The organism is Pseudoalteromonas sp. MelDa3, from assembly GCF_002863625.1.
GTDB lineage: Bacteria > Pseudomonadota > Gammaproteobacteria > Enterobacterales > Alteromonadaceae > Pseudoalteromonas > Pseudoalteromonas arctica.
In genome coordinates this window covers 1-17,089 of sequence record NZ_PJBR01000033.1, presented here as the reverse complement: position 1 = coordinate 17,089, position 17,089 = coordinate 1, and the positions used below count along the sequence as shown (strand labels likewise).

General features: G+C 40.0%; 13 protein-coding genes and 1 rRNA gene. 5 read left to right on the top strand and 9 right to left on the bottom strand.

The genetic code is table 11. From position 1 onward, the window contains the following. Positions 1 to 57 precede the first annotated feature (57 nt). Together hldE and CXF89_RS08785 are read right to left on the bottom strand one after the other, a co-directional pair. Entirely contained in the window at positions 58 to 1,497 is a 1,440-nt protein-coding gene (gene hldE, locus CXF89_RS08790) for a bifunctional D-glycero-beta-D-manno-heptose-7-phosphate kinase/D-glycero-beta-D-manno-heptose 1-phosphate adenylyltransferase HldE (protein WP_121954382.1), read from the bottom strand. After that, entirely contained in the window at positions 1,497 to 2,087 is a 591-nt protein-coding gene (locus CXF89_RS08785; protein WP_002961065.1) for an SIS domain-containing protein, read from the bottom strand. The genes hldE and CXF89_RS08785 overlap by 1 nt, the downstream gene beginning before the upstream one ends. Positions 2,088 to 2,269: 182 nt before the next feature. Between CXF89_RS08785 and waaA the strand changes: the two genes are divergently transcribed. Further along, positions 2,270 to 3,568: a lipid IV(A) 3-deoxy-D-manno-octulosonic acid transferase gene (gene waaA, locus CXF89_RS08780; RefSeq protein WP_121954381.1), complete on the top strand. Its 1,299-nt coding sequence runs from the start codon at positions 2,270 to 2,272 to the stop codon at positions 3,566 to 3,568. Next, positions 3,565 to 4,113, top strand: coding sequence for a DUF1415 domain-containing protein (locus tag CXF89_RS08775; protein WP_121954380.1), 549 nt, complete (start codon positions 3,565 to 3,567; stop codon positions 4,111 to 4,113). Before waaA ends, CXF89_RS08775 begins: the two co-directional genes overlap by 4 nt. A gap of 60 nt (positions 4,114 to 4,173) precedes the next feature. Here the strand turns inward: CXF89_RS08775 and CXF89_RS08770 are convergent, their stop codons facing one another. The 4 genes from CXF89_RS08770 to purL form a co-directional block, all read right to left on the bottom strand. Beyond that, the gene (locus CXF89_RS08770) at positions 4,174 to 4,503 is read right to left on the bottom strand and encodes a YdbL family probable chaperone protein (RefSeq protein ID WP_007584701.1); all 330 of its coding nucleotides are present in this window, start codon (positions 4,501 to 4,503) and stop codon (positions 4,174 to 4,176) included. Positions 4,504 to 4,514: 11 nt separating this feature from the next. Continuing rightward, a complete protein-coding gene (locus CXF89_RS08765) occupies positions 4,515 to 4,712 on the bottom strand; it encodes a YnbE family lipoprotein (RefSeq protein WP_121954379.1) in 198 nt (65 codons plus the stop codon). A 2-nt stretch (positions 4,713 to 4,714) separates the two neighbouring features. After that, on the bottom strand, positions 4,715 to 7,183 hold the full coding sequence (locus CXF89_RS08760) for an intermembrane phospholipid transport YdbH family protein (protein WP_121954378.1): 2,469 nt from the start codon (positions 7,181 to 7,183) through the stop codon (positions 4,715 to 4,717). A 121-nt stretch (positions 7,184 to 7,304) separates the two neighbouring features. Further along, positions 7,305 to 11,195 (bottom strand): phosphoribosylformylglycinamidine synthase, encoded by a 3,891-nt coding sequence (gene purL, locus CXF89_RS08755; protein ID WP_121954391.1) that lies wholly within the window; start codon positions 11,193 to 11,195, stop codon positions 7,305 to 7,307. Positions 11,196 to 11,406: 211 nt separating this feature from the next. Here purL and mltF point away from each other — a divergent pair, with 211 nt between their 5' ends. Together mltF and CXF89_RS21180 are read left to right on the top strand one after the other, a co-directional pair. Next, positions 11,407 to 12,924 (top strand): membrane-bound lytic murein transglycosylase MltF, encoded by a 1,518-nt coding sequence (mltF, locus tag CXF89_RS08750; protein WP_121954377.1) that lies wholly within the window; start codon positions 11,407 to 11,409, stop codon positions 12,922 to 12,924. Positions 12,925 to 13,061: 137 nt separating this feature from the next. Further along, positions 13,062 to 13,229 carry a hypothetical protein gene (locus CXF89_RS21180; protein ID WP_007584688.1) on the top strand — a complete coding sequence of 56 codons (168 nt, stop codon included), beginning with the start codon at positions 13,062 to 13,064 and terminating at the stop codon, positions 13,227 to 13,229. Between the two features lie 2 nt (positions 13,230 to 13,231). Here the strand turns inward: CXF89_RS21180 and tadA are convergent, their stop codons facing one another. Next, complete coding sequence (gene tadA / locus CXF89_RS08745; protein ID WP_121954376.1) at positions 13,232 to 13,747, bottom strand: tRNA adenosine(34) deaminase TadA; 516 nt, start codon at positions 13,745 to 13,747, stop codon at positions 13,232 to 13,234. Between the two features lie 178 nt (positions 13,748 to 13,925). Here tadA and CXF89_RS08740 point away from each other — a divergent pair, with 178 nt between their 5' ends. Further along, the gene (locus CXF89_RS08740) at positions 13,926 to 15,230 is read left to right on the top strand and encodes an inosine/guanosine kinase (protein WP_121954375.1); all 1,305 of its coding nucleotides are present in this window, start codon (positions 13,926 to 13,928) and stop codon (positions 15,228 to 15,230) included. Positions 15,231 to 15,267: 37 nt separating this feature from the next. Here the strand turns inward: CXF89_RS08740 and glsB are convergent, their stop codons facing one another. Together glsB and rrf are read right to left on the bottom strand one after the other, a co-directional pair. Further along, positions 15,268 to 16,191, bottom strand: coding sequence for a glutaminase B (gene glsB / locus CXF89_RS08735; protein ID WP_007584683.1), 924 nt, complete (start codon positions 16,189 to 16,191; stop codon positions 15,268 to 15,270). A gap of 685 nt (positions 16,192 to 16,876) precedes the next feature. Then, positions 16,877 to 16,991, bottom strand: a 5S ribosomal RNA gene (gene rrf / locus CXF89_RS08730). Between the last annotated feature and the right edge of the window lie 98 nt (positions 16,992 to 17,089).

Sequence of the window (17,089 nt, the reverse complement as noted above, 5' to 3'; positions counted from 1 at the left end):
GGATGAAAACAGTGTTTTCATCCCTTTTTTGTATTTTTTAGCAAACTAAATCAGTAATTACTGTTTAATTTTACTAATTACTTTTGATGTTGAGCATCCATCTAAAAATTCAAGCACTTCAACTTTCCCACCATGGCGGATTACATGCTCAGCACCCGCTATTTGCTCTACGGTGTAGTCGCCACCCTTAACTAAAATATCAGGGCTTATTTGCTCAATTAATTTAGCGGGAGTATCGTTTTCATCTAAACTGCCAAACGGAATAACCCAATCAACTGATGAAAGTGCGCTAAGTACCATTGCACGCTCATCTAGTGGGTTAATAGGACGATCGGCCCCTTTTAAACGCGTAATAGATTCATCATTATTTAATCCAACAACGAGTCTATCGCCTCGGGCTTTAGCTTGTGCTAAATAACGCACATGCCCAGCATGTAAAATATCAAAGCAGCCATTAGTAAATACAATGGTTTCGCCGTTTTGTTTTGCAAATTCAATATGCTGAAGTACATCATCAAATGGTGTTTGGTAATGCTCACCAGTAGTATGTAAATACTGACCAAGCTTACGACTTAACTCTTCTGGCGAGACAGTAGCTGCACCAAATTTACTAACCGCTATACCTGCCGCTAAGTTAGCAATTTCGACAGCATCTTTAGGTTCCATGCCCGCACCAAGCATAACCGCGAGTGTAGCTATAACCGTATCACCAGCCCCAGTCACATCACTTACTTCAAGTTCTTGTGCTGCAAAATCAAACTTTTCATCTGCATTAATTAACGACATACCTTGCTCAGAACGCGTAAGCAACATGGCTTTAATGCCATTTTTGCTAATTAAATCACGTGCACTTGCTGCTAAAGCTTCTTCTGAATCGGTTTGACCACCCGCTAACTTAAACTCATGTAAATTAGGCGTAATGTAATCAGCACCTTCGTATAAGTGTAAGTCTGGCGATTTAGGGTCGATTAAAACCGTTTTTCCGGCGCCCTTAGCAAGGCTTACCATCTCTTTAATTAAGCTTAAAGATCCTTTGCTGTAATCAGAGAACACAATAAAATCGTATTCATCAAGTACAAGCTCTAAACGGTTTAATAAAAGTTGGCTGTGTTGCTCGGTAAATGTTTCTTCTAAATCAAGACGAACCAGTTGTTGATGGCGGCTAATAACACGCATTTTTGAAATAGTCGGTAAATCACATACACTGACTAATTGTGAACTTATTTTTTCACCTTTTAGAATAGTCTCTAAAATCTGCCCGCTTTCATCTTCACCAATTAAGCCCAGTAAGCCAACTTTTGCATCTAACCGCGCTATATTTTTTGCAACGTTAGCTGCGCCGCCCGCTTTGTCTTCAAATTTACTTACTTTAACAACAGGTACTGGCGCTTCAGGCGAAATTCGACCTGTATCACCATACCAATAACGGTCTAGCATTACGTCGCCAACAACTAATATTCGTGCCGCTGATAAGTTTTTTAATAACGATAAATCCATTACTGCTGCTCCGCAACAACCATATCCATGGCTTCACATAACCAGTGACCTATAAACATGTGAGCTTCTTGAATACGTGCTGTTTCGTCATTTTTTATAATGATAGGTAACTTAGCAATATCTTTTACTTTACCGCCATCACGCCCAGTTAATGCCACTGTAAAAGCGCCTAGTTTATTTGCAGCTTCTAATGCTAAGTTAATATTATTACTAGTACCTGATGTGGTTAAACCTATCACTAAATCTTCTGGCTTACATAGCGCTTGAACTTGGCGTTCAAACACCGTATCAAAGTGATAATCGTTGCTGTGTGCTGTTAAAATTGATGTATCTGTAGTCAATGCCATAGAGGCAAGCGGACCACGTTCTAATTTGTAACGCACTACAAATTCTGCTGCTAAATGCTGCGCATCGGCTGCACTACCGCCGTTACCAAACCAAACAATCTTACCACCAGCTTGTAATGCACTGTGGCATGCTTCTAACAGTTGCATAGATTCTTGATGATAAGCTTCCATCGTTTCAAATAATGCTTGATGACGGTTTAATGTTTCAACGTAGCTAGTTGCCACTGAATCGATAATTGACATGAAAAATTCCTCTAGGAACTGAAATAGCAGGGAAAAATTAAATCCATTATTCCATAATTTTATTTAATTGTGTGCATTTTATCGGGTTATAACTGAACCCAGACCATATTTTATTGCGAGTATGTTTAGAAAACGGCTATTTCACGGTAAACTAACGCCACCTCCCTTTTATAAAGATCAGTATGGCACGCATTTTTTACTCTCTAGCATTAATTTTTATTAGCCCACTGATTGTATTTTATCTCTATATTTTACGAGGTAAAAAAAACCAAGGCTATCGTGCACACTTTAAAGAGCGCTTTGGGTTTGTCAGTAAGTCTTTATTTACGACTAAAACCAAACCTTTAGTTTTTCATTGTGCTTCTGTTGGTGAGGTACTTGCCGCAACGCCGCTTATTAAAGCTCTTCAAAAAGCGCATCCAAATTTAAATATACTTATAACCTGTAATACTCCAACAGGCAGAGAGCAAATACTTAACCAGTTTAAAAATTCTGTGGCGTGTAGCTACTTACCAATCGATTTTCCGTTTGCGACAGCCCGATTTTTAAAGCGTATAAAGCCACAAGCATTATGTATTTTAGAAACAGAGCTATGGCCAAATTTAATGGCGATAAGTCACAAAAAAAATATACCGGTACTTGTTATCAATGCAAGACTCTCTGAAAAATCACAGCAAGGCTATCAAAAGGTCGCTAAATTAACGCATATTATTATGCGCTCAATTACAGTACTTGCGAGTCATAACAAGGCAGATGCGGAGCGTTTTATAGAGCTTGGTCTCGAAACTTCAAAAAGCCATGTAACAGGCTCTATAAAATTTGATATAACACCAAGTGACGAGCAATTAGCTGAAGCACTCAACCTTAAACAGCTTTATAACAGTAATGAAGACAATAACGATGAACGCTTTGTATGGGTGGCAGGCTCAACACATCCTGTAGAACATGAATTAGTATTGGCAGCTCACCAACAGTTACTAAAAAAGCAACCTAATGCATTACTTATAATTGCCCCGCGCCATCCAGAGCAATTTGATAAAGTAGCTGAGCTTTTAACACAAAGCCCACTTAGTTTTAGCCGTCGTAGCCAAAATAAGTACAACAATGAACAAGTACTCCTTGCTGATACGCTTGGTGAATTACAGTGTTTATATGGCTCTGCAAATGTGAGCTTTATTGGTGGCAGCTTAATACGCAGAGGTGGGCATAACCCACTGGAATCAGCTGCGTTTTCGGTAGGTTTAATAACAGGTCCACACACATACAATTTTGATCATGTTTATCCCGAGCTAATAAAACTTAAAGGCACTGTAGTGGTTGATAGCAATGACGAACTAGCAAAGCAGCTCATAACGTTTAGCCAAAACATAAAAGCGTGCCAAACCTTAGGTATTAAAGCTGCGCAATGCGTAACTAAAAACCAAGGTGCTATACAAAAAACACTTACCATTATTAATCAATATTTAGAGCCAAAACCGTGACCAACATAGCTATAAGCCAAACCCGTGAATGGGTGTCATCTGTTATTGTTAAATATAACTTTTGCCCATTTGCTCGAAAAGAAGTAGAAAACAACTGTATTCACTACATAGGAAGCCCTGCAGCTAGTATGGATGATGCCGTAATGGATATGCTTGAGCAATGTGTTGAGCTTGACCGCGAACCAGAGCGCGAAACAACCCTTATCATGTTTGACAACGGCTTTAGTGATTTTGAAGACTTTTTAGATTTGGTCGATTTAGCTAATGCACTTTTAGTCGCGCAGGGGTTTGAAGGGAAGTATCAAATTGCTAACTTTCATCCTGATTACGTATTTGCCGACAGCGATGAAACTGATGCCGCAAATTACACAAATAGAGCGCCCTTTCCTACTTTGCATTTAATTCGCGAAGCAAGCATGAGCGAAGCACTTGATAGTTATAACGAGCCTGAATCTATTCCTGAGCATAATATAAACCTAGCAAGGCGTAAGGGTATTGATTTTTGGCAGCAGTTACTCGAAGGCTGTAAAAAACCGAGCGCTTAAACGCTCGGTTTTATTTTGGTTCGTGCAAAACTTTGTGCAAAATAAAGCAATAACTAACGCTTATTTTTTAACCCAGTTACCATTTACTTCAACGTAATGACCACTTTGGGTTTTTTCAATTGTTTTAGCGGCAGCAAGCGCTTCAACTTGTGAAAGCGACAAGTTATTCTTTTTAGCGAGCTTTAAGTACTGCGCTTTACGCTTTGCATTTATGTCATCAACAACGGCTTTTGCCTCTGCGTTTTGTACAACAAGTCCTAAATAACCAGAGCTATCTTCACCTACAAAACCTTGGTTTTTAGCGTCATCAAGGCTAATAGCCCATGCAGAGAACGACATACATACTGCACTAACTAACGTAATAATATTTAATTTTTTCTTCGTATTCATGTTCTAGCTCCTTAAAATAACTCACTGTCGTCACTAAATAAATTGTCGAGTTCTTTATCTACTTTTACGCGAATTTCGTGATCGACCTTCACATTTAAATTAATAGTAATGGGCTCTTTAGCAGACACCTCAACACGGTGCGTGCAAGCACTTAGTGCACTAATAACACTCAGCGCGAGCAGTACTTTTATCAATAACGACTGTCTCATTATTAGTTTCCTTTTTGTGAGTATTGTTGCTCAACTTTTTGTGTAATTTCGTCACTTAAACGTAGTGCGCGTAAAAGTGTAAATACGTTTTCTTCGTGGTTATAATTAAAGTTAACCTGCTGCTGCTCTGCTTTATTATAGCCTTGCAAATTAACCCCTAGTTTTAACCAACCATCATTTTTTAGTGCCACACTGCTATTAAGTTTTTGAATATCTAAATTAGTTAATAGCCCTAACACAGGTTGTAACTCTTGCTGTTGCTGCATTACTGAATCAAAAGCGGCATTATTGGTAATTTTTAAATTACCTGTTCCTTGGCTAAATAAGCTACCGTCAATTATCTCAATTTTTCCACTATCAAAGTGAACAGGTAAAGACCCCGCCAAGCGTCCCGTTAATACAATGCCCGACTTATCGTCGAGTGTAACAAGTTTACTTGCATCAATATTTTCAAACTTAACATTAGCAACTTGGTTTGGCTTCCCTACTGTGTAGCTATCTAGCGAGAACTCGCCACCAAACACACTTCCTTTTACATCATTTATAAGCGCGGTATTGTTATTAACTTGCCATTGCCCTTCAATCGCTTTAACTACAGCACCCGCTCTAAACTCATTTAAATTAAAGGTAGTTGGTTTTACATTAAGCTTACCTGAATTATATTCCCCGCTAAATACACTGTTTAAATCACTCGCAAGGTAATCGTTATACAGTGCACTTGTATGACTAATCCCCATATTGAACAGTGCATTTTGTAAGTTTATATCGCCACTAATATAGCCATTAAATTCGCCCTCTGTTAGTTGTGCAAGTGGCTCAAATTGCCTAATAAGCGCATTTAACAGCAGCGTACTTTGTTCAGGAATAATGACTTCAAACGGATGAGCTTGCGACGACATATGATGATTTACAACTAACTCAACATCGTTTATAAATGCGTGATGCGTAGCTTTTAGTGCACGGCTTTGTAGCCCCGTAGACTCTACTTTTATATTATTAAGTTTTATGTCGGGGCTATTAACAGCCTTTATATTCGTTTTTGCTGTTAGATCAGCAAATAACTCACCTACGCCTAAATTAGCATTTGCTGTTAATGTGTTACTTATACCCGAGACTGTAAACTCTTTATATTCTGCGCTTTTTAATTGCTGGGTTAACGCTACCTCTGCGTTTAACTGTTTATCCATTTTTGCAGTTAAATCACCTTGATATTGCACTGCACTTATATCAAACGCATCTACACTATTAAGTGTTAATTTAGCATTTATAAGCCCAATTGGTTTTAAGTCTATAAACTCACTTATATTAAAGTGACCACTAAGGCTAAGCCCATTCGCTGTTGCAGGGACAAACTCAGGCAAACTTTCAAGTATAACGGCGTAATCGCCTTTAATCGCAGCGCCAGATAACTGAGCATTAACGTTAATATTATTTATATCGGGTGTATTTATTTGAGCTGATAAAGTTGTCTGTAAGTACTCAAGTGGAGATGTAATATTTAGTGTTGTATCTGTTATTAAAATATCAAATTGCTTATCGCTCACGCTTACCAAATTAATTACAGGTACACTTAGCTCACTACCCTCTAAGCGAATTGATTGAGGGAGTTTAAGTTGCCAATTTAAAGGAACTTGTTTGCTAATAAAGCCTGCGTATTCACTCGGTGGAATTAACTCAATACAGCTTGGTGTTAAATTAATTTTGTTATTAAGCAAATCGGTATTAAACATTAACGCTTGGCTATTTAAATTAAAACGCGTCGCCAATTTACCAGTGGTTAATACGTTAATCTGGCACTGCTGATTTGTATGAGAAAACTCATACGTGTGAGCAAACTGGGAGCTAATATCGCCATTTAACTCAACCTCTATACCGTCAAAGCTAAACGCTTGCTGAGAATTAAAATTAGCATCTGCAATTAATGTATTTTTAGTGTTTATAACTTGCTTTAAAAGAGTGTCATTAATCGTAAACTGACCACTTACTTTATTAGCAGTCAAAATTGCACTCGCGTTTATATCACCCGTAACATTAAATTGATTTAGCTCGGGTTCTAATATACTTATTTTAAGTGGCTTATTGAGCTCGTCACTTTCTACTACAAGCTGTTTAATGCTGATTAATGGGCGATTTAAGGGAAGCGCTAAATCGAGATTTTTAGCACCTTGATTAGCATTATCACTTTTAGGGAGTGTATTAACCGTTAACACTGCATTTTTAATATCTACACGCTTTGTATTTGCAGTAATACCAGTGAGTTGTAATTGTTGATTTTGGTAATTTACACACACTTTATCAGCATGAATATTTAGTTCAGACGTAATTGAAAAATCGAGACAACTTAACGTAATGCCTGCTTTTTTAAGCTCAGGCGCTATAGCCCACTGTAATAAAGGTAAACGAAATACATAACCAAGTAGCAAGGTGCTTAGTAATACAGCCCCAACAATTAAACCAACTCGCTTAAACATACTATCCTTAAATGCTTTGTGCTTTTAGCTAAAACTATACTAATCAAAAAAGGCTGCACAATGCAGCCTTTTTTATTTTACAGTAAGATTATGAATCTAACTTGTATAAACGTAAATATAATTAACCTACGTTTTTACGTGCGTTACGGAACATACGCATCCACGGGCTATCCTCGATCCATTCATCAGGATGCCAAGAGTTAGCAACGCTTCTGAATACACGTTCTGGATGCGGCATCATTACAGTGGCGCGACCATCAGTTGACGTAATACCTGTAATACCTTCTGGAGATCCATTAGGGTTAGCTGGGTACTGCGTTGTAGGGTTACCGTAGTTATCTACAAACTTAACCGCTACAGTGCCGCTATTAAGCGCCGCTTTAGTGGCTGCATCGTTTGCAAACTCAGCATGACCTTCACCATGAGAAACCGCTATAGGCATTCGCGAGCCAGCCATTCCGTTAAAGAACACAGACGGGTTTTCTTGTATTTCTACTAAACTAAAGCGTGCTTCAAAACGCTCTGATTTATTAGTTACAAAGCGCGGCCAATGTTCAGTACCAGGGATCAACTCTTTTAACGTTGATAACATTTGGCAACCGTTACATACACCTAAGCTAAAGGTATCTTCACGGTGGAAGAAGTTTTGGAACTGATCGCGTGCCATGTCGTTAAACAAAATAGACTTAGCCCAACCTTCACCCGCACCAAGTACGTCACCGTATGAGAAACCACCACAAGCCACTAAACCTTTAAATTGCTCTAGTGTTAAACGACCTTCTAAAATGTCGCTCATGTGTACATCAACGGCTGCAAAACCTGCGCGATTAAACGCTGCCGCCATTTCTAAATGAGAGTTAACACCCTGCTCACGTAAAATAGCCATTTGCGGTTTAGCACCGGTTGCAATGTATGGCGCCGCTATATCTTCGTTTAAATCAAAGTTAAGTTTTACGTTTAAGCCTGGATCTTTTGCATCAAACTTTGCATCAAACTCTTGCTTAGCACATTCAGGGTTATCACGGCGTGCTTGCATTTGATACGTTGTTTCAGCCCAAATAGTGCGAAGCTCAGTACGCGTATGATTAAGTACCGTATTTTCGCCACGGTTAAATATAATCGTATCATCGCTGTTAAGCGTGCCAATGTTGTGGCTAATTGCTGCTATACCATGTTGTTCAAACACTGCATTTACCGCATCTAAATCACTATTTGCAACTTGAATGACCGCACCTAGCTCTTCGTTATAAAGCGTTTCAATGTCTGACCCCGTTAAGCCAGCTAAATCAACCGTTACACCGGTATGACCCGTAAACGCCATTTCAGCAACCGTGGTAAATAAACCACCGTCTGAGCGGTCATGATAAGCAAGTAATTTACTTTCGGCCACAAGCGCTTGCATTGCGTTATAAAAGCCTTTTAATAACTCTGGGCTATCAACATCAGGTGTTACATCACCCAATTGCTTATAAACTTGCGCAAGGCTTGATGCACCCATGCGGTTTTTACCCGCACCTAAATCAACTAATATAAGCGATGTGTCGCCTTTATCTGTGCGCAGTTGTGGAGTGACTGTTTTACGTACGTCGTCAACACGACCAAACGCAGTTATAACCAGTGAAAGCGGTGATGTTACTGACTTCTCTTGTGAGTCACCTTCATCTTTCCATGTCGTTTTCATTGACATAGAATCTTTACCCACTGGAATCGTTAAACCAAGCGCAGGACAAAGCTCTTCGCCTACGGCTTTAACCGCTTCGTATAAACCAGCATCTTCACCTGGGTGACCCGCTGCTGCCATCCAGTTTGCTGATAACTTAATGTTTTCAAGGCTACCGATGTTTGCACAGGCAATATTAGTTAACGACTCAGCTACAGCTAAACGAGCAGATGCACCGTAATTAAGTAATGCTGCAGGAGTACGCTCACCAAGTGACATAGCTTCACCGTGGTAAGTATCATACGTTGCCGCAGTTACTGCACAGTTAGCAACAGGTACTTGCCAAGGACCGACCATTTGATCGCGCGCTACTAAACCCGTAACTGAGCGATCGCCGATTGTTATTAGGAATGTTTTTTCTGCAATGGCTGGTAAACGCATTAAGCGCTGCGCTGCATCTGCTGCATTTATTAATGTAGTATCAAGCGCTTTACCAACAACGTGCTTTGACGTTACATCGCGATGCATTTTAGGTGCTTTACCTAATAATACGTCCAGCGGTAAATCAACAGGGTTATTTTCAAAATGACTGTCTGACACTGTTAAGTGAGGTTCAGCGGTTGCTTCACCAATAACAGCGTACTGGGCACGTTCACGCTTACAAATTGCTTCAAAGCGATCAAAATCCTCTACGCCAACAGCAAGTACATAGCGTTCTTGTGATTCATTACACCAAATTTCGTGTGGTGCCATACCTGGCTCATCGTTAGGAATGCTACGTAATTGGAACTTACCACCACGTCCGCCATCATTAACAAGCTCAGGGAACGCATTTGATAAACCGCCAGCACCTACATCGTGGATGAATGCAATTGGGTTTTCATCACCTAGCTGCCAACATTTATCGATAACTTCTTGGCAACGACGTTCCATTTCTGGGTTTTCGCGCTGTACTGAAGCAAAATCTAAATCTTCGTTTGATTGACCTGAAGCCATACTTGATGCAGCACCACCGCCTAAACCAATGTTCATTGCAGGCCCACCTAGCGCAATTAATTTAGCGCCTACAGGAATATCACCTTTTTGAACATGATCAGAGCGAATATTACCTAAACCACCGGCAAGCATAATGGGTTTATGATAACCACGTACTTCTTCGCCATTATGGCTTGTTACTTTTTCTTCGTAAGTACGGAAGTAGCCTAATAAGTTAGGACGACCAAACTCGTTATTAAATGCAGCGCCACCTAGTGGACCTTCTGTCATAATATCAAGCGCGTTAACAATACGACTCGGCTTACCAAAATCGCTTTCCCATGGTTGCTCGTAACCTGGAATACGTAAGTTTGATACAGTAAAGCCAACTAAACCTGCTTTTGGCTTAGAGCCACGACCAGTTGCGCCTTCATCGCGAATTTCACCACCAGAGCCTGTAGCCGCACCTGAGAATGGCGCAATAGCTGTTGGGTGGTTATGCGTTTCAACCTTCATTAGTATTTCAATGTCTTCTTGATGATACGCATATTCACCTTGCGCATTTGGGAAGAAGCGACCCGCTTTTGAGCCTTTCATTACTGCCGCGTTATCTTTATACGCCGACAATACATTTTCAGGGTTTAACTCAAACGTATTTTTAATCATTTTAAACAGCGATTTTGGCTGCTCTTTTCCATCAATTGTCCAGTCAGCATTAAATATTTTATGGCGACAATGCTCTGAGTTTGCTTGTGCAAACATAAACAATTCGATGTCGTTAGGGTTACGTCCTAACTTTATAAAGTTTTCTACCAAGTAATCTATTTCGTCATCAGCAAGGGCAAAACCTTGCTCAACATTAGCTATCGCTAATGCTTCGCGTCCGCCACCTAAAATATCAACAGACGACATTTGGCGCGGTGCATCACTGCGAAACAGTTGTGCAGCATCTTCAAGCTCACTATGCGTGGCTTCGGTCATACGGTCGTGTAATAACGCAATTACTTGTGCAAGTTGTTCTGCGTTTAAGTCACCTTCAACATAATAAGCAATACCGCGTTCAACACGGTGAACCTGTTTTAAACCACAGTTATGGGCAATATCGGTTGCTTTAGATGCCCAAGGTGAAATGGTACCTGGGCGAGGTGTAACAAGTACAAGTTTGCCAGCTGGGGTATGCTCAGCAATAGTTGGACCGTAAGTTAATAGTTTTTCAAGCTTGGTTTGCTCGGAGCTACTCAACGGCGATGTTAAATCGGCAAAGTGAGCATACTCGGCGTATACGTTAGTGACTGGAAGTTGCGATTGTTGGCAACGCGCTAAAATTTTATTAACTCTGAACTCTGACAGTGCTGGTGCACCACGAAGGATCAACATAGGTAATTTCATCCGGGGTTAGGGATTGAACGATATTTTAGGCACGCATTATAGTCCAATTAGCATTCAGATTTAACTCAAAATTACGCTTTTCATAAAATTAACTTTTTAGCTTTATTTATAGCCTCTTTTGGTTAATAAAATAAAAGGTAAAGTGACGCGATGGCTTAGTTTTGCTATAACGGTGGCTGGCGAGCTTAAGGGGCACTCAATGTTGAAAGAAAAACTAATAATAATCATTACTTTAGTTATGCTGTTATGTGCATGCGATATGCAAGAGCAGCCAACTCAACTCGCCCAAATAAAAGAACACAATAAAATACGTGTGGGTACCCTTGCCAGTGCTAGTAATTATTATCAAGCCGTTCAAGGTGAGCAAGGCTTTGAATATGAGTTATCTCAAGCCTTCGCTGAATATTTAGGTGTAGAGCTTGAAATAGTCCCTTTCTTTAACTTATCTGACATGTTTGAACGCCTTGAAAGCGGTGATTTAGACTTAATAGCGTCAGGACTTACCTATAATAAAACCCGTGCAGAGCAATACCGTTACGGACCAACTTACAGAACAATCAGCCAAAAGTTAGTTTATAAACAAGGGCGCGTTCGTCCTCGAGAGTTTGACGATTTAGATGGCAACTTTACGGTTATAGCTAAAAGTAGCCACTCGCTTACTCTACAAAAAATGAAGAAGAACAATCCAGATCTCACATGGATAGAAAGCGAAGAGTTTGATGAAGAAGAACTACTTCAAGCAGTTATTGATGGCGAGATAGATTACACACTCGCTGATACGCATACGCTATCGCTGTTTCGCCGTTATCACCCAAATTTAAGCATTGGTTTTTCAGTTAGCCATAACGACCCGATTGCATGGATACTTAATAAATCTAAAGACGACTCTTTATATGCGTTGTTGGTGCCATTTTTTGGTGACGTTAAGCAAAGTAACCAGCTCTATGTACTTGAAGAAAAATACTTTGGTCACGTACGCCAATTTAACTATGTAAATACCCTTGCTTATATCGAAGCAATTAAAGAAACCTTACCAACATACCAGCCATGGTTTGAACAATATGCAGGTAGCCTAGACTGGCGGTTATTAGCGGCACTAAGCTATCAAGAATCTATGTGGAATCCTCGCGCTAAATCACCAACAGGTGTGCGCGGCATCATGATGCTAACTCGCAGTACAGCCAAACAAGTAGGTGTTACTAACCGGTTAGAACCAGAGCAAAACATTCGTGGTGGCGCTAAATACTTAAGCAAGCTTATTAAACGTATTCCTGACCGTATCCCGCAACCCGACCGCACATGGCTTGCTTTGGCCGGATACAATGTAGGTTGGGGGCACGTTAACGACGCACGTATAATTACCGAACAGCAAGGCGCAAGTCCTGACAAATGGGCTGATGTAAAAAAACGCCTACCGCTATTAATTAAAAAGCGCTATTACCGTAAAACTCGCTACGGTTATGCCCGAGGCGATGTAGCTGTTAAATATGTCGATAATATTCGTCGCTATTACGATGCACTTGTTTGGCTAGATGAAAATAATGCCATTGCTGCAGAGCCTGAGCCAGAACCAATTACAGAGCTGAGCACTGATACTGAGCTAAAGCTAAACGAAAAAAGTGAAGTGAAAAGTAAGGCAGATGAAGCTCAAACAGAAAAACAACAACCTATAATCGAGCCCGAGCAGTCGAGTGAAAACAATATACCCGTTTATTGAGCATGTCAGTAAGCAAAATTTAAGTAAATCAAATATCTGTTTACTTGTCACCAAATGATCACTAATGTGTGTTAATTGTATATCATTATTTTATAAGATATACCCGTGCCTTTCTCACTCTTGCATTAGGAGAAAACATGCTAAAACGTAGACGCACACAAAGATTAAAACGCAATGTCATTTATTCAACGGCCACACGTCGTCGTGTTATGTTGCGAAAACTACACAAAAAAATCATCTGGCGTCGCCGAATGTTTGCTATGCAGCAAATGGCTGAATCAGAAATAGAGCCAATCGCTAGTTAGCTTTAGTTAGGCTTATTTATTTGACCATCACGAGCAGCTTTCTTAGCTGCTTTAATTTGCGCTCTTCTACGTTTAAAAAAATTCGAAATAGTATCCCCGCACTGCTGTGCCAAAACGCCACCGCACACCTCAACTTGATGATTTAACTTAGGCTCTTGTAATAAATTCATAATTGAACCCGCAGACCCTGTTTTAGCATCGACTGCTCCAAATACTAAACGCTTTATTCTGCTATGCACTAACAATCCCGCACACATAGAACAAGGCTCTAACGTTACGTATAAGGTGCAATCAATTAAGCGGTAGTTGTTAAGGACTTTTCCAGCTTCTCGCACTGCAATCATTTCGGCATGGGCAGATGGGTCATTATCCGTTATTGAGCGGTTATACCCGACTGAAATTAACTGGTTATCTCTGACTACAATTGCTCCAACTGGAATTTCATCAAGCAGCTCTGCTTGTTTTGCATACAAAAGCGCTTGCTCCATCCAGTAGGAGTCATCAAATGGTTCGTTCATTTTTTCTACTTAAATGACCTTTTATGCTGCAATTATACCTAGTTAGCACTTTAAAGTGCGCTATTCATTACTTTATTGCAAAAATAAAACAATATTTACCCGTTTGTAATGGCTCACTCGTGCTGATTTACGCTATAATCTCACGCTTTTTTTATTTAGCTCACAACACGGGTAGCAAATGAAATTTCCTGGACGCCGCAGGCATAAACATTATTTTCCAGTGGAAGCCAAAGATCCACTTACCAATCAACTTAACGCAACAGAGCGATTACAACGTAGTTATATTACGGGTATCGATCAGATCGTTGTTGATATAGAGGCAAAAGTTGATCAAGCTTTCCTTGACGAGTTTCAATTGCGCAGAGGCATGTCGCAAGTAATTGATAATGATATTACAAACGCCCTATACGACCGTTTAAAATTAAACAATATGGTTGATTTTGAGTTTGCCGGTGGAACCATTGGTAACACTATGCACAACTACTCTGTACTTGCAGATGATCGCTCAGTTTTATTAGGCGTAATGAGCGAAAATATAAAAATAGGTAGCTACGCTTACCGTTTTTTATGTAATACCTCAAGCCGTGTAGACTTAAACTACCTTCAACCAGTTGATGGGCCTGTAGGCCGTTGTTTTACATTAATTGATGAAACCGGTGAGCGTACTTTTGCAATAAGTGCAGGCCTAATGAATCACTTACGTCCTGAATCTATCGATAAAGACCTTATTGAGAATTCATCAGCGTTAGTGATTAGTGCCTACCTTATGCGTACTCAAGGTAGCGAAACAATGACTGAAGCCACTATGCAAGCAGTTAAATACGCTAATGATGCAGGTGTGCCAGTTGTGCTTACACTCGGTACTAAGTTCTTAATTGAACAAGACCCTACTTGGTGGGCAAACTTTGTTGAAAAGCATGTTGATATTCTTGCTATGAACGAAGAAGAAGGGTTAGCTATTACGGGTTTTGAAGATCCCCTTTTAGCTGCTGATAAAGCACTTGATTGGGTAGATTTGGTAATTTGTACCGCTGGCGAAAAAGGCTTATTTATGGCCGGCTACGTTGATGAAAGTTTAAAACGTGAAACTGAATACCCGTTACTACCGGGCGCCATACCTGATTTTAACCGTTACGAATTTTCACGCGCTATGCGTAAAGATGAATGTGATGAGCCTATCAGGGCATACAGTCATACTGCCCCATTTATGGGCGGGCCTGATTCAATCAAAAACACCAATGGTGCAGGCGATTGTGCACTTGCGGCTGTACTACATGATTTGTCAGCGAATGTTTATCATAAACTTAATGTGGCAAACTCAGCTAAGCATCAGCAACAAGCTATTACTTACTCGTCACTATCGCAAATTAGTAAATATGCTAACCGAGCGAGTTATGAAGTGTTAGTTCAACACTCTCCGCGTTTATCTCGTGGCTTACCTGAACGTGAAGATTGTTTAGAACAAGTTTATTGGGAACAATAAATTACAAAGGGAGCAATTATTGCTCCCTATCGATTCCCTAAAAAATAGAAATATCGAGTTTTTTAGATAGCAGCTCGAGCGCTGCAATTCCTGCAACCGAATTACCAAACGAATTAAGCCCCGGTGAATAAACAGCCACTGTAAACTTATTTGGTAGTACAGCTAAAATAGTTCCTGACACTCCCGACTTACCAGGCATACCCACTCTGTAACCAAAATCCCCCGCAGCATCATATAAACCACTCGTGAATAAAAGCGAATTAAGCTGTTTATTCTGACGACTACTTAAAACACGATTGCCCGATCGATTATCAACACCTTTGTTAGCTAAAAAATTATAAGCTTTTGCTAATTCAATACAGTTGAGCTCAATAGAGCAAAAGTTAAAGTAAGCCCACAAAACATCATCAACTTCGTTTTCAAAATTACCAAACGACTTCATTAAATGTGCCATAGCAGCATTTCGGTGCCTGAACTCATACTCTGAATTAGCGACTTTTTTATCAATTACTATGCCTCTATTACCAGCTAATAACCTGAAAGTTTCGAGCATAGAATGCATTGGCGCAGATAAGCGGCTGTATAACGCATCACACGTTACAATTGCGCCTGCATTGATGAATGGGTTACGAGGAATCCCCTTTTCAAACTCAAGCTGTGTAAGCGAGTTAAAGGCTGTACCTGAGGGTTCCTTTCCGACTCTGTGCCAAAGTTCATCACCATAACGCTGTAGTGCCATAGTAAGTGTCATAACTTTAGAAACTGATTGAATAGTGAAGCGTTGAGAACAATCCCCCGCACATACAGTTTCACCATCAGTTGTATAAATAGCGATAGAAAATTGTTCCGGATCAACCTCGGCAAGCGCCGGTATATAATCAGCTACTTTCCCTTGTGATAATAAAGGACGTACTTCATGTGCTATTTCATCAAGCACCTTTTGGTAATCAGCTGTAGGCAATCTAGACCTCTATATCGTCATTCATAAAAATTGGATTTTAACACGCGCTATTAGGTGCACCTAGTTTTGTTGTCGAATTTAACGGTGAGATTTTACTAAATTTAAATAGAAAAAACCGTCACATTACTGTATCTGGTTTCTCTTAATTAAATCCTGGTAATGTCATGGTGCCCACTGCGTGGAGAGTCACAGTGCAAATGCTATGCACTCATTGTCGAGCGGAGATTTTTATGATTTTAGCGTCGGGAGTCGCTACGCCCGACCTACATGATGGGCGTTGCTGTGAGTGTGTGTTAATTGCACGTTTTCACTTTTCTGCAGACATAAAAAAGCCCGAATCTTAAATTCGAGCGCTCTGCAATGTGAAGTCGGTGCGCTACGCAGTAGGATGTCGTAGTGCCCACAGCGGTAGAGAGTCACAGTGAAATACTACACTATTATTAATCGTATCGTCTCTTAGTATGCAGAGTTTTACTAATTTCAAAAAGCAAAAAACCCGTTACATTACTGTAACGGGTTTCTCTTAATTAAATCCTGGCAATGTCGTAGTGCCCGCAGCAGTAGAGAGTCACATAGCAAATGCTACACTATTATTAACCGTGTCTTCTCTAAGTGCGCAATGTTTTACTAATTTAAAATAGCAAAAAACCCGTCACATTGCTGTAACGGGTTTCTCTTAATTAAATCCTGGTAATGTCCTACTTTCACATAGCAAATGCTACACTATCATCGGCGCTGTTTCGTTTCACTACTGAGTTCGGCATGGAATCAGGTGGGTCCAAAACGCTATTGTCACCAAGAAAATTCTTTTCAATTTTCTTATTTTTAATTATTAAGATTAAAGTCCTTCGACTGAATTTGAAGCCTGGTAATGTCCTACTTTCACATAGCAAATGCT

What these genes read in the sequence shown, in the direction of transcription:
- CXF89_RS08740 (WP_121954375.1), top strand. Translation starts at nt 13,926, where the DNA reads ATGAAATTTCCTGGACGCCGCAGGCATAAACATTATTTTCCAGTGGAA.
- purL (WP_121954391.1), bottom strand. Translation starts at nt 11,195, where the DNA reads ATGTTGATCCTTCGTGGTGCACCAGCACTGTCAGAGTTCAGAGTTAAT.
- mltF (WP_121954377.1), top strand. Translation starts at nt 11,407, where the DNA reads ATGTTGAAAGAAAAACTAATAATAATCATTACTTTAGTTATGCTGTTA.
- tadA (WP_121954376.1), bottom strand. Translation starts at nt 13,747, where the DNA reads ATGAACGAACCATTTGATGACTCCTACTGGATGGAGCAAGCGCTTTTG.
- CXF89_RS21180 (WP_007584688.1), top strand. Translation starts at nt 13,062, where the DNA reads ATGCTAAAACGTAGACGCACACAAAGATTAAAACGCAATGTCATTTAT.
- CXF89_RS08765 (WP_121954379.1), bottom strand. Translation starts at nt 4,712, where the DNA reads ATGAGACAGTCGTTATTGATAAAAGTACTGCTCGCGCTGAGTGTTATT.
- waaA (WP_121954381.1), top strand. Translation starts at nt 2,270, where the DNA reads ATGGCACGCATTTTTTACTCTCTAGCATTAATTTTTATTAGCCCACTG.
- hldE (WP_121954382.1), bottom strand. Translation starts at nt 1,497, where the DNA reads ATGGATTTATCGTTATTAAAAAACTTATCAGCGGCACGAATATTAGTT.
- CXF89_RS08760 (WP_121954378.1), bottom strand. Translation starts at nt 7,183, where the DNA reads ATGTTTAAGCGAGTTGGTTTAATTGTTGGGGCTGTATTACTAAGCACC.
- CXF89_RS08770 (WP_007584701.1), bottom strand. Translation starts at nt 4,503, where the DNA reads ATGAATACGAAGAAAAAATTAAATATTATTACGTTAGTTAGTGCAGTA.
- CXF89_RS08785 (WP_002961065.1), bottom strand. Translation starts at nt 2,087, where the DNA reads ATGTCAATTATCGATTCAGTGGCAACTAGCTACGTTGAAACATTAAAC.